General features: G+C 33.4%; 13 protein-coding genes. 11 read left to right on the forward strand and 2 right to left on the reverse strand.

Going from position 1 to position 13,809, the window contains the following annotated elements; translation table 11 throughout:
- Nucleotides 1-69: 69 nt before the first annotated feature.
- From ACKTTV_RS08275 to ACKTTV_RS08305, 7 genes are all read left to right on the forward strand, one after another.
- Nucleotides 70-3,561: a SusC/RagA family TonB-linked outer membrane protein gene (locus ACKTTV_RS08275; RefSeq protein ID WP_408030358.1), complete on the forward strand. Its 3,492-nt coding sequence runs from the start codon at nt 70-72 to the stop codon at nt 3,559-3,561.
- Nucleotides 3,562-3,571: 10 nt separating this feature from the next.
- Nucleotides 3,572-4,984 (forward strand): RagB/SusD family nutrient uptake outer membrane protein, encoded by a 1,413-nt coding sequence (locus ACKTTV_RS08280; RefSeq protein ID WP_408030359.1) that lies wholly within the window; start codon nt 3,572-3,574, stop codon nt 4,982-4,984.
- Nucleotides 4,985-5,068: 84 nt separating this feature from the next.
- Nucleotides 5,069-6,013 carry a glycerophosphodiester phosphodiesterase family protein gene (locus ACKTTV_RS08285; RefSeq protein WP_408030360.1) on the forward strand — a complete coding sequence of 315 codons (945 nt, stop codon included), beginning with the start codon at nt 5,069-5,071 and terminating at the stop codon, nt 6,011-6,013.
- 106 nt (nt 6,014-6,119) lie between these two features.
- The gene (locus ACKTTV_RS08290; RefSeq protein ID WP_408030361.1) at nt 6,120-7,136 is read left to right on the forward strand and encodes a UDP-glucose--hexose-1-phosphate uridylyltransferase; all 1,017 of its coding nucleotides are present in this window, start codon (nt 6,120-6,122) and stop codon (nt 7,134-7,136) included.
- Between the two features lie 22 nt (nt 7,137-7,158).
- Nucleotides 7,159-8,463, forward strand: a complete 1,305-nt coding sequence (locus ACKTTV_RS08295; protein WP_408030362.1) for an MFS transporter — start codon at nt 7,159-7,161, stop codon at nt 8,461-8,463.
- An 8-nt stretch (nt 8,464-8,471) separates the two neighbouring features.
- Entirely contained in the window at nt 8,472-9,101 is a 630-nt protein-coding gene (locus tag ACKTTV_RS08300) for an HAD family hydrolase (protein WP_408030363.1), read from the forward strand.
- A 52-nt stretch (nt 9,102-9,153) separates the two neighbouring features.
- Entirely contained in the window at nt 9,154-9,396 is a 243-nt protein-coding gene (locus tag ACKTTV_RS08305) for a CBU_0592 family membrane protein (RefSeq protein WP_408030364.1), read from the forward strand.
- Here ACKTTV_RS08305 and ACKTTV_RS08310 read toward each other — a convergent pair.
- Nucleotides 9,393-9,992, reverse strand: coding sequence for a TetR family transcriptional regulator (locus ACKTTV_RS08310; protein ID WP_408030365.1), 600 nt, complete (start codon nt 9,990-9,992; stop codon nt 9,393-9,395). The two genes, ACKTTV_RS08305 and ACKTTV_RS08310, sit on opposite strands and share 4 nt — an antisense overlap.
- Nucleotides 9,993-10,154: 162 nt before the next feature.
- Nucleotides 10,155-10,742, reverse strand: a complete 588-nt coding sequence (locus ACKTTV_RS08315) for a riboflavin synthase (protein WP_408030366.1) — start codon at nt 10,740-10,742, stop codon at nt 10,155-10,157.
- Nucleotides 10,743-10,800: 58 nt separating this feature from the next.
- Here ACKTTV_RS08315 and pdxA point away from each other — a divergent pair, with 58 nt between their 5' ends.
- The 4 genes from pdxA to ACKTTV_RS08335 all read left to right on the forward strand — a co-directional run bounded on the left by pdxA (nt 10,801) and on the right by ACKTTV_RS08335 (nt 13,803).
- The gene (pdxA, locus tag ACKTTV_RS08320) at nt 10,801-11,832 is read left to right on the forward strand and encodes a 4-hydroxythreonine-4-phosphate dehydrogenase PdxA (RefSeq protein ID WP_408030367.1); all 1,032 of its coding nucleotides are present in this window, start codon (nt 10,801-10,803) and stop codon (nt 11,830-11,832) included.
- A gap of 77 nt (nt 11,833-11,909) precedes the next feature.
- Nucleotides 11,910-12,449 (forward strand): YceD family protein, encoded by a 540-nt coding sequence (locus ACKTTV_RS08325; RefSeq protein WP_408030368.1) that lies wholly within the window; start codon nt 11,910-11,912, stop codon nt 12,447-12,449.
- An 8-nt stretch (nt 12,450-12,457) separates the two neighbouring features.
- On the forward strand, nt 12,458-12,652 hold the full coding sequence (gene rpmF / locus ACKTTV_RS08330; RefSeq protein ID WP_408030369.1) for a 50S ribosomal protein L32: 195 nt from the start codon (nt 12,458-12,460) through the stop codon (nt 12,650-12,652).
- A 155-nt stretch (nt 12,653-12,807) separates the two neighbouring features.
- A complete protein-coding gene (locus ACKTTV_RS08335) occupies nt 12,808-13,803 on the forward strand; it encodes a beta-ketoacyl-ACP synthase III (protein WP_408030370.1) in 996 nt (331 codons plus the stop codon).
- Nucleotides 13,804-13,809: the final 6 nt, after the last annotated feature.

Consider the following 13,809-nt stretch of genomic DNA (forward strand, 5'->3'; position numbering starts at 1 on the left):
CTTTGGCGAGTAACAACAGACTGCGAAAAGGTTTAACAGCAACAAAAAATAACTATCAAACCATATTTTATGAATTCAAAATATCAATATTTTATAAAGATGGCCTCTAAACTATCAATATATCTTGCCATTTTTTTATTAGCTAGTCCAACAGTAGCTATCAATATTAATAGTCAATCGTTGAAAAACACAAAGGTATCAATTTCATTGCACAAAGCCAATCCTTTAGCTTTTTTCAAACTGATTGAACAACAAACTGACTTCACTTTTGTGTATGACAACACTCTTAAATATAACAAAAGTAGCATAAGCATTCACCATAAAAACATTAGCGTTCAAGATGTTTTGGAAAAGCTTTCGAAAGAAGCCAGCCTCAGTTTTATGAGGATAAACAATAATATATCGGTTAAAGTTGTATCAAAGAAAGAAAAGAAAGTAATTATAAAAGAACCTGTTTTAAAAAAGATCTCAGGAAATGTTAAAGACCAAACTGGAACGCCATTACCTGGTGTAAACATTATTGTCAAAGGTACCCTTATTGGAACCACTACTGATTTTGATGGAAACTTTACATTACAAGTTCCTGATGACGCGACCATTATTACTGCTTCTTATTTAGGATATAAAACACAAGAAATCACAATTTCTAATAAATCTTCTTTTGAAATTGTATTACAGGAAGATAGCTCACAATTAAATGAGGTTGTTGTTGTCGGTTATGGAAGCACTACCAAAGAGAAGTTTAATGGTTCCGTTTCAAAAATAGACAGTAAGAGTTTAAACAATTTTTCCACCGCGAACTTTGAACAAGCAATTGCTGGAAATATAGCTGGAGTCCAAATTGTTGGAAACACAAAAAACCCAGGAGATAATTCAGTAATTCAAATTAGAGGTTTAAGTACCTTAACAGCTGGCGCAAATCCTTTAATAGTAGTGGATGGAATTCCTCTGACAGAAGGCTCTTCTTTTAGCTCGATAAACAATCAAGATATTGAATCGATCAACATTTTAAAAGATGCCGCATCAGCCGCTATCTATGGTTCAAGAGCTTCTAATGGAGTAGTACTAATTACTACTAAAAAAGGAAAGACAGGAAAATTAAAAGTTACTTTCGACACTTATCTTGGTATTCAAAACAGAATCGACAATTTTAAACTAGTTGACGCATATGACTACGCACTATTTGATAATGATGCTAGAAACTTCGGATATCTTTCAGGAGATCCTGGACGAAACATCAATGATAGTAATGCTGTAAGAGATGCTAACGGAGGAGGAAAACGTAGTAGAATTCAACCTTTTTTACAATCTTACATTAATGGTGAATCGGGTTTAGTTAATACAAATTGGCAGGATGCTGTTTTTAGACCTGCTACTCAAATGAATCACCATATTAATTTAAGCGGTGGAACAAAAAAAACAAATTACTCAATCTCTTTTGGTTATCTAGACCAAGAAAACATTGTTATCAGTTCAGATTATCAAAGATATACGAACAACATAAAAATCAACTCAAAGATAACGGATAAAGTAAGGGTTGGAGTTACGTCAAATGTTTCCTTAGCAAACTCTAACCCAACAGGTGAAGCTGGGTGGTCAAATTACGGCTTGGGTGCAGGAAGACAACCCGACCCAAGTTTCTCAACCATTTTAATGCAGCCTTACTATCCCATTTATAATAGTGATGGTTCTTATGCTATTGCCAATCAAATTAACGATAACAACGATAACTGGGATGGTCCTATATCTGAAAACACTATTGCTCAGACAGAGCTTACTGATTTTTTTGAAAGAAGATTTAGAGTATTCGGAAGTACATATTTAGAGGCTGACATTTTTAAAGGACTCACATTTAAAACGTCGTTTAGTGGTGACTTCAATACTATTTTCTCAGAATTTTTCGCTCCTTCCAATATAGGAAATTATAGAACTCCTGTAGAAAGCAACTTCACTCAGGCTTTTGAAAATAATTTTACAAGAGACAATTACATTACAGAAAACACATTAAACTACAAAAACACTTTTGGTAAACACGATGTAAATGCGCTACTAGGATATTCTTACCAAGAAGAAAACACCTTCAATACAAGAATAGAAGGAAACAATTTTGCGGATGACAATATCAGAAATATCTCCGGAGCAATCAATCCGTTAGCTATTTCAACAAGAAGTAAATGGGCTTTAGAATCTTACTTCGCTCGTTTACAATATCAATTCGACAATAAATATTCATTATCAGCTTCAATACGCTATGATGGTTCCTCAAGGTTCGGTGCGAATACCAAATACGGTAACTTTGCTTCACTTTCTGCGGGATGGGTAATCAGTAACGAAGACTTTTTCCCTACTGAAGGCTTTTTAAACTATGCTAAACTAAGAGCCAGTTGGGGACAAACAGGAAATAATCAAATTGGAAACTTTGGTTCTATTGCTTTAGTTTCACCAGACAATTATGTCATTGATGAAACATTGCTTTCGGGTTCGTATACTGCTACATCACCAAACCCTGATTTATCATGGGAAACCAACACTTCTTTGAATTTCGGGGTAGACTTGAGGTTTTTAGATAGTAAAATACAAGTAAGTGCCGAGTATTATCAAGCCAAAACTGACAACCTTTTACTTCAAGTTCCAGTACCTCAACAATCTGGTTTTTCAAACTCTCTTCAAAACATCGGAGAACTTGAAAATAAAGGATTTGAACTCGAGTTAAAAGGAATTGGTTTTTCTCTTGGAAATGTAAACATGAATTTCAATGCAAACATAAGTACCAACGAAAACAAAGTATTAGCACTAGCCCCTGGTCAAGAACAAATAATTGTAGGCAATGGAGGTATGAGTTTCCTAACAAGAGTTGGTGAAAGTATTGCTCAATTCTATGCTTATGATATTATTGGGGTATATACAAATCAGGCAGAAATAGATAATGAAGCTATCACACCTTTGTCAGGAACAGAGGTAGGAGATTACATTGTTAGAGATGCCAATGGAGATGGTCAAATTACTCCTGACGATCGTGTTATTTTAGGAGATTACAATCCAGATTTCACCTACGGATTTGGGGTTAGCTTGAATTATAAAGGTTTCGACTTAAATGCTCAATTTACAGGAGTTGAAGGAAGAAAAGCAGCTGATCGTATGGTATACTTTGCTGAAAGTGGTGAAGGATTTTTTGTTCCAACTCAACATTATTTTGACAACTACTTCAATGATAGAAATGCGAATGGCTTTTTTAGAAGACCAGATTTTTCAAGTTTTTCTTCAGCAGGTAGACTTACAAGAGCCTCTAGCCTTTCTGTATTAGATGCCGATTACTTTCGCTTAAGAAGCCTTCAACTTGGCTATTCATTACCTGATACAACTATTTCATATTTAGGGATGGATCAATTACGAGTTTACCTCACTGGAAACAATATTTTCAATATTTCTGATTATCGAGGTTACAACCCCGATGGTATAGATACAAGAACAAACAGCACACAGACCCTTACAAGAGGATGGATTCAAACCACAAGTCCATTAACAAGATTTGTGGCTTTAGGAGTTAATGTTAAATTCTAAAAAAGTAAAAATGAAAATCAACAAAATCTTAAATATAATCATAGCAGTTTCATCTCTCTTACTTGTATCTTGTGAAGAAAGCTTGAACATCTTACCTATCACCGACAAATCAGCTAACAACTTTTATTCGAATGAAGGAGAAATTGAAAGCGCTATTGTTGGAGTATATGGAAAACTGCAGAGCAGCTCACTTTACGGACTAGATTTAATAGGTGTTGGTGAAATTTCTGGAGAGGATTCATTCGAAGAAATTGCCGCAAATGACGGAGGAAGATTTGGTCAACTTGACGACTTTTCAACTAATGCCGGAAATGATTTGGTAGGAGATATATGGAGAGAATCTTACGAAGCTATTTTACGTATCAATACTGTTTTAAACAGAATTGAAGCCATTAATTATGATGACAACAGTCTTAAAAAGACAAGAATTGGCGAAATGCAATTTGTTAGAGCATTAATTTACTTCAATCTTGTACGATTGTATGGAGGAGTACCTCTAGTTATTCAAGAAACAACAAATCCGTTTGACTTTTTCGGTCAAGGAAGAAATTCCGCTTCTGAAATTTATATTCAAATAGAGTTAGATCTTGATGCGGCAATTCAAAATCTACCATTAACAAAAACATCTGGAAGACCAGCCAAAGGAGCGGCTCAAGCCTTGTTAGGAGACGTGCACTTGACACTTGGAAACTTTTCTGAAGCGTTAATCAATCTGGGGAATGTTGTGAATTCTTCTGTATATCAATTAGCAACTTCTACAGACCAAATTTTCGGTGTTGCAAATGAAGGAAATTCAGAAGTCATTTTTGAAGTACAATTTGCCAGTGGTATTAACGGTAATTCAGAAGGGAGTCCAGCTGCTTCACAGTTCAGACCTTCAGGTACAACGGCTAATGCCAAAGGACATAACCTACCGTCTACAGCATTTGTAAATTCCTTTGAAGCTGGAGATACTCGTTTGAATGACTATGTAGATGTTAATACCATAATTAACCCTTTTTACCACTCAAATAAATACGAAGTATCTACTACGGGTCCTAACGATAGTGGCAGTGATTATTTTGTAATTCGTTATTCTGATGTTCTATTAAAGTATGCCGAAGCGCTCAATGAAACTGATCAGACATCAAACGCAATCTCCGAATTGAATAAAATTAGAAATAGAGCAACTCTTCCTAATACTTCTGCCACAACTAAGGAAGAAGTCAGAGATGCTATTAGAAATGAACGTCGTTATGAACTTATTGGCGAAGGTCACAGATGGTTCGACTTAAAGCGCTACGGAAACGCCATATCAACGATGAACTCTTTTTTTAGCACGAATAATTTAAATGTTGTTATTGATGAGACCAACTTGATTTTACCAATACCACAAAGTCAAATTGATACTGATCCATCAATAAGTCAAAACCCTGGTTACTAATCTTTATTGATTAAGTTGGATTAATTAAGAGAATAACCAAGCCTCTTTCCGTGGCTTGGTTATTTAACCTAATCGTGAAATAAAATGAGATATTTAATTATACAAATACTAACACTTAGTTTGGTTTTTCATAGCTGTAAAAAGCAAGAACAAACAAAACCAAATGACAAAAACAATAAACAGGAATCTATTTCGAAAATTGATAGATTAATTCATAACCTCGAAAATTCCAATAGTAAAGAAGTTATGGTTGTTGCCCATAGAGGCGATTGGCGTAATGCTCCTGAAAACTCTTTACAGGCTATTCAAAATTGCATTGATATAGGAGTTGATATGGTTGAAATTGATATTAGGGAAACAAAAGATGGACACCTCATATTAATGCATGATGAAACACTCGATAGAACGACAAAAACATCGGGACTTGTAAAAGATTTTACTCTAGACAGTATAAAAAAAATTAAACTGGTTGATGGTTTAGACATTGAAACACCTCATAAAATACCTACACTTGAGGAAGCTTTACTTCTTTCAAAAGACAAAATTCTTATAAACCTTGACAAGAGCTACAACATTTTTGACAAATGCTATGAAGTTGTCAAAAAAACAAACACTTTGAAACAGGTAGTTATTAAAGGGCGTAAAACACTTAATCAAGTACAGCAAGAGTTTGGAGAATATTTAGACAAAGTTTGCTTTATGCCAATTATTACTATTTCTAATACTGAAAAAAATGACATGGTTGAAAGCTACCTTCAAAACGACCAACCTCCATTAGCTATTGAATTTATAGTACCTGACAACAGTAATTTAAAACTTGACAAGTACTTCAAAGAAATTCAAAAAAGAGGCACCAATGTATGGGTTAATGCTTTATGGGCTAGTTTATGTGATGGATATGACGATGAAAAAGCTGCATTAGATATATCTATTTACGATTGGTATATCAAAAACAATGTCAATATAATTCAAACCGATAGGCCAAAAATACTATTAGAATTCTTGAGATCGAAGGGTCTTCATCATTAACACCCGTATTCTTTGTTTTAATTGGAAATAGCATAATCTAATTATGGGTTATGCTGTTTCATCAATTCACCTACACAAAATTCTCACATTAAATTAAAGTGAATTTATGATTGATTTACAGAAAGACGTACATACACGAATAAATATATTAACTAATGAAGAAGTATTAGTATCTCCGCATCGAACTCAAAGACCTTGGGAAGGAAAGCTCGAAAAGAAAGAAGAAAAAAAAGAAATAACTTTCGATGAGGATTGCTACTTATGCCCAACAAATATAAGAGCAAATGGAAAGATTAATCCTAATTATAAAGACGTGTTTGTTTTTACCAATGATTTCTCAGCATTGACTCTAAACTCTTACACTAAAACCTATAAAAAAGGTGTTCTTTTGAAAGCTCAAACTGAAACAGGTATTTGCAAAGTAATTTGCTACTCCCCCAACCACTCTCTTACCTTTTCTTCAATGACACTTGACAACATAGAGCAAGTTATTAAATGTTGGATTTACGAGTTTAAGGAGTTATCTCAGCTCCCAAATATTAATAATATTCAAATTTTCGAAAATAAAGGAAAAATGATGGGGTGTAGTAACCCACATCCTCATGGGCAAATTTGGGCTCAACAAACAATCCCTTCAATTATCAAGAAAAAAACCAAACGTTTTAAAAAACACGCTGAATACAATAATGAGACCTTATTAGAAGCATATATAAATCAAGAAATTGAGCTAAAAGAACGAATTATATATGAAAATCCCGACTTTGTAGTTTTGGTTCCTTTCTGGGCTGTATGGCCCTTTGAAACTATGCTTATTCCTAAAAAAGGCTCAAAAAACATTACAACTCTCAATAATGATCAAATTAGCAGTTTTGCTAAAGCCATAAAGACAATAAACAATATTTATGACAAGCTTTTCAATACAAACTTCCCTTATTCCATGGGAATACATCAAGCACCAGTAAATGAAAAAAACAAAGGTTGGCATTGGCACATGATTTTCAATCCTCCTTTACTACGTTCCGCAACAATAAAAAAATTTATGGTTGGTTACGAAATGTTCGGAATGCCTCAAAGAGACATTACCCCAGAAAAAGCTGCAAAAATGCTGCAAAAACTTTTATAAAATAGACTTTAGACAACATATAATGATGTTACAATATTTTAAAAAATCAAAACCTTCTGAAGAAATACTTCCAAAAGAAGAACAACAAAAACGCTACAAAAAACTTAAATGGCAAATATTTATTTCCTCAACCATAGGATATGGTATTTATTACGTTTGCCGATTAAGTTTAAATGCAGTTAAAAAACCAATTGTAGATGGCGGGTTTTTAACAGAATCTGAGTTAGGGATAATCGGCTCTGCCCTGTTTTTCTCCTATGCCTTTGGAAAATTTATCAATGGTTTCCTAGCAGATCATAGTAATATTAAAAGGTTTATGTCAGTAGGTTTATTAATATCTGCCTTAGCAAACTTGGCAATGGGCTTTTCAAGCACTTTTCTTTTCTTCGCTATTTGTTGGGGAGTTAACGGCTGGGTTCAATCAATGGGCGCTCCTTCAAGTATTGTTGGTCTTTCTCGTTGGTTTAAAGACAGCGAAAGGGGTAGTTTCTATGGCTTCTGGAGTACGAGTCATAACATTGGTGAGGCCATCACCTACATATCTACAGCCATTATTGCCTCATATTTTGGTTGGCAATGGGGATTTAGAGCGGCTGCTTTTGTAGGTATTATAGGAGCTTTAATCGTTGCCTTCTTTTTTCATGACACTCCAGAAAGCAATGGGTTGGAATCTCTTAATACAGATTTCAAAAAAAATCAGGGTTCCACTTTTAAACTACAAAAATCAGTTCTTAAAAACCCTTATGTATGGGTATTAGCTTTATCAAGTGCCTTCATGTATATTTCGAGATATGCTGTAAATAGCTGGGGACCATATTATTTTGAAACAGCAAAAGGTTATACCCTTACACAAGCCAATTCTTTAATTGCAATAAGTGCCATTTGTGGTATATTGGGTACAGCTTCTTCAGGCTATATATCAGACAAATTCTTTAATGGCCATCGAAATTTTCCTGCACTTTTGTATGGAATCATGAACACTGTAAGTCTTTCTTTATTTCTATTATGCCCCCAAATATGGTGGATCGATGTTCTTAGCATGGTTATTTTTGGACTTGCCATTGGTGCGTTAATTTGTTATTTAGGTGGTTTAATGGCAATTGATATTACTTCCAAAAAAGCCTCAGGGGCAGCTCTTGGAGTCGTAGGAATTATGAGTTATCTCGCCGCTGGAATTCAAGATATCGCGAGTGGGTATTTAATAGAATCCAATAAAACTATCATTAATAACGAAACTGTCTACAATTTCGACAGCATTACATTCTTTTGGATTGGCTCAGCCATCATTTCAACTTTACTTGCACTTTTTGTCTGGAAAAAAACGTAACTCATATTATGATTAAAAATATATTATTTGACTTAGGAGGAGTTCTAATGGATTTAGACGTTCCAAAAACAATACAGGCATTAAACCATATCGGAATAAATGATATTGTAAATAACACTGGACATGAATACAAACATCCTTTCTTTTATGAATTTGAAAGAGGAAACATTTCAGAAACAATTTTTCTAATTGAATTAAGCAATCTTTCTAAACAAAACAATAACCTTTTACGAATTAAAAGAGCTTGGAACGAAATGATTCTTAATATTACCGAAGAAAAAGTTGATCTTTTAAAAAAATTAAAACCTAATTATAATTTATTTCTCTTAAGTAATACAAATGCAATTCACCAAAGAAAGTTTCTGAATAACTTTAATAATCGATATGGGTATTCTCTGAATAAGTTATTCAAGAAAGCTTATTACTCACATGAAATAAGGAAAAGAAAACCTGATATTGACACCTATAAATATGTTTTACAAGATGCTAAAATAAAAGCTAATGAAACACTTTTTATTGATGATTCATCTACTAATTTAAATGAAGCTTATAAATGCGGCATAAACATCTTTCAAGCACGCAATAACAATCTTCCTGAAATATTCGATTTGCTAAAAACTTTCGAAGAAGAAAACTAACTTAAAAGTTTATTTACTTAGCTTTATCATTATTTAATCATTACATTTTAGTATGAGTATTTATGCAATAATTGGTTGGTCTGGAGCTATTATTTATTTAGTAGCTTATGCCCTTTTGAGCGCTAATAAACTTAGATCAGATAGACCAACATATCACCTACTAAATGTACTAGGCGCTATCGCTCTGGTTATTAATGGAATTCCAACTAGTGACTTCCCTACTATTTTTTTAAATGCTATATGGGGAGTTATTGCTTTACTAGCAACCTATAAAACAATATCGAACTTTCGTTAGTGATATTTCAGTAAACTTTTAGCATGTGATGAAAAAACCTTTACTCGCTTATTATACTCTGACTCATTTTTTACAAAAACTCCAAGGGTATAATAAGCACCATCAACCAAAGCAAAAATAACTCTGGTCAAGTCTTCTATATCATGATTTTTCAAAACACCTCCTAGAACAGCTTCACTAAACTTTAAACGCAGTACTTTGATAAGTTCTTCATGATGAAATTTAAAGTTTTCTTTTACTTTATCATTTTGATAGATTAAGGCATAAAAACTGTAAAAAACACCATCATTAATATAATCACTCCAATCTCTACTAAAAAGCAAGTCAATATAAGCTTCAATATTCTCTTTTGACGTCATTTCATATTTCGAACTATTCGTCAGAAACTCCAAATATCTTTCTAAGATAAACGAATTTAAAGCGAGTACTAATTCTTCTTTATTCTTAAAGTAATGCAATACAAGACCTTTACTTATCTGCATTTCTTCAGCCACCTTACCTATAGAAGCGTTTTCAAGTCCGTACTTTATTGCTGTATTATAAAATGCATTAATTATTTCCTCTTGCCTAATGTCTGTAAGTGGTTTTCTTCCCATTCTCTATCGTATATTAACCAAATATATGATTTTGTTTACGATTAATTAACAATACATTGATAATCTTACTTTTTATAAAACTTACAACTCTTATAAACAAAAAAGAGAATCATTTCGTGTAACAAAATAATTCTCTTCCTATAAGTTATAGTTGGTATTTTTCTATTTTAATTCATGTAATCTGGCAACATACTTTCCGATAACATCAAACTCCAAATTCACCTTAGTGCCTACTTTAAAATATTTAAAGGTAGTTTGTTCTAGTGTAAAAGGGATGATTGCCACACTAAACTCATCTCTTTTTGAATTTACCACGGTCAAACTAACACCATTTACCGTAATTGATCCTTTTTCAATGGTTACATTACTTCCATCAAAATCATATTTGAATGTAAAAACAGTACTTCCTTCTGCATCTTCAATACGAATACACTCCGCCGTTCTATCCACATGGCCTTGTACAATATGCCCATCAAGTCTAGCTCCTAACTTCATTCCTCTCTCTAAATTCACCACATCATTTACCTGTAAATCGCCTATATTCGTTTTATCAATTGTTTCTTTAATCGCTGTTACCACATACTCTTCTCCTTCAATGCCTACCACGGTTAAACAAACTCCATTATGAGCAACACTTTGGTCAATTTTAAGCTCATTTGTAAAATCACTTTTTACAGTTAAATGTAAGTTTTCTTGTTCCTTTTCTAATTTAGTTACAATTCCAAGGGTTTCAATTATTCCAGTAAACATTCTCTAAATTTTAATTACTTTTGTTAGCATCAAAAATACGACTTTAGAAAACGTAACTATGGATAAATCAAACAAAATTATTGTTGGTATTTCAGTTGGAGACATTAATGGAATAGGTATTGAAGTTATTTTAAAAACTTTCGAAGATAAACGAATGCTTGACTTTTGTACTCCCGTGCTATTTGCGTCTAACAAAGTTATTTCTTTTCATAAAAAAACATTAAAGCTTAACAATAGTATTAACGGTATTCCTAGTGTTGATAAAGTTGTTCACGGCAAAATTAATGTTGTCAATGCATGGAAGGAAGATGTGAAGTTTGATATCGGTAAATTAACCGAAGTTGGAGGGAAATGCGCATTGATGTCATTACAATCAGCTGTTGAAGCTTTAAAAGAAAATAAAGTTGATCTTTTGGTTACTGCTCCTATTAACAAAGAAAACATACAATCGGAAGAATTCAATTTTCCAGGTCATACAGAATATTTAGAAAGTGAGTTAGATGGAGAGAGCTTAATGATATTAATGACAGACCAACTAAGAATAGGCTTAATAACTGGTCATATTCCTCTTTCAAAAGTATCAGAAACAATTACTCCTGATTTAATTAAGTCGAAAGTAGAGGTTATGTACTCGTCACTTAAACAAGACTTTAATATAAGCAAACCAAAAATTGCTGTATTAGGATTGAATCCTCACTGCGGTGACAATGGTGTTGTAGGCACTGAAGATGACGAAATAATTCGCCCAACTATTAAAGAAATTCAGGAAACTGGAAAGTTAGTCTATGGTCCATATGCTGCAGACGGTTTCTTTGGGTCAAAAACCTATGAGCAATTTGATGGAGTGTTGGCTATGTATCATGATCAAGGATTAGCTCCTTTCAAAGCCTTATCTTTTGGTAATGGTGTTAATTTCACAGCTGGTCTTAATAAAGTGAGAACTTCACCTGATCACGGTACTGGGTTTGATATTGCTGGAAAAAAGAAGGCTAACCATTTATCTTTTCAAGAGGCACTTTTTAGCTCGTTGCATATCCATAGAAATAGAATTGAATATCAAAACCTTACAAAAAACTCATTAAAGGTCTAATTTTTCAAAAAAAAACTTGCAGAATATAATAATAAAAACATTTTTTATATCTTTGCACGCTCAAATTGATATTATAAATGAAAGACTTAAAAGATTTCAACATACCCTTCATTGGGTTAAAGCAAGGAAGTCATTTGTTTGAGTATCAGATTAGTAAAAAGTTCTTTGAGGCTTATAATTTTGATGAATTCAATGATTGTGACGTTCAAGTTACTATTGATTTAGCAAAGAAAAGCACCTTTTTAGAGCTCGATTTTAACGTTAAAGGATCGGTAAATGTACCCTGCGATGTTACTAACGAGTTATTTGATCAAGAAGTAAAAGGTGATTTGCATTTGATTGTAAAGTTTGGACATGAGTTTAATGATGACAATGATGATGTGTTAATCATTCCTCATGAAGAATACCAAATTAACGTATCACAATACATCTATGAATTGATCATACTATCGGTTCCCAACAAAAGAGTACATCCTAAAGTATTGGATGGCACAATGGAATCGGAAGCATTGAAAAGATTAGAAGAATTAAGAATAAAAGAAAACAATACTGCTGAAGAGCAGGATTCAACAGACCCGAGATGGGATAAATTAAAGGATTTACTAACAGATAAATAAGACATAAAATGGCACATCCTAAGAGAAAAATATCTAAAACTAGAAGAGATAAAAGAAGAACTCATTATAAAGCTTCTATTCCTCAAATAGCGGTTGATCCAACTACTGGAGAGGCTCATTTATACCATAGAGCTCACTGGCATGAAGGAAAGTTATATTACAGAGGGCAAGTAGTTTTAGAATCAGCATCAGCTGAGGCATAGACACTTATGGCTTGTAAACAAATATAAAAAACCCTCTTTTTGAGGGTTTTTTAGTGTTTTTAGGGCTAAAAAGTGAGTTTTCGTTTTTTTTTATATCAAAAAGTGAAATAAATTTCATTTCTTTGAAATCTCGTTTTACAACAAAACAAACAACTATGACTAAAATAACTGCAGCTATCACAGCGGTAGGAAAATATGTTCCTGAGTACGCACTCACTAATAAAGAGCTTGAAACTATGGTTGAAACCAACGACGAGTGGATTACAACCAGAACAGGAATTAAAGAGAGAAGAATTTTAAAAGAAGAGGGAGCTGGTACTTCATTTATGGCAATAAAAGCAGCCGAAGACTTACTAGCGAAATCAGGAGTTGATGCTGCTGAAATCGAAATGGTAATTGTTGCTACTGCCACTCCTGACTTGCCTGTAGCATCAACAGCGGCTTACACAGCTTCTAAAATTGGAGCAGTAAATGCATTTTCTTATGATCTACAAGCTGCTTGTTCTAGTTTCTTATATGGTATGTCAACTGCTGCTCGATATATTGAAAGCGGTCGTTACAAAAAAGTACTAGTAATTGGAGCTGATAAAATGTCTTCTATCATTGACTATACCGACAGAGCTACTTGTATAATTTTTGGAGATGGCGCTGGTGCCGCTTTATTTGAGCCAAACTCAGAAAATTTAGGATTGCAAGATGAATATTTACGCAGTGACGGAATTGGTAGAGAATTCTTAAAAATTGATGCTGGTGGATCAATCCTTCCTTCTTCCGAAGAAACTGTTAAAAACGGACAACATTTTGTACATCAAGAAGGTAGAACTGTATTTAAGTTTGCCGTTTCGAATATGGCTGATGTTTCTGAAAAAATGCTTACGCGTAATAACTTAACAAAAGACGACATTCAGTGGTTAGTGCCACATCAAGCTAATAAAAGAATTATTGAAGCAACTGCTAACAGAGTTGGTTTAGAGCCTGAGAAAGTGATGATGAATATTCACAGATATGGTAACACTACCTCAGCTACTTTACCTTTATTATTAGCAGATTATGAAAAAGAGTTAAAAAAAGGAGATAACTTAATTTTTGCTGCATTTGGTGGTGGTTTCACTTGGGGAGCCATCTATTTAAAATGGGCATATAATTCATAAAACCAA

The organism is Tenacibaculum xiamenense (assembly GCF_964513065.1).
Taxonomy (GTDB): Bacteria; Bacteroidota; Bacteroidia; order Flavobacteriales; family Flavobacteriaceae; genus Polaribacter; species Polaribacter xiamenense.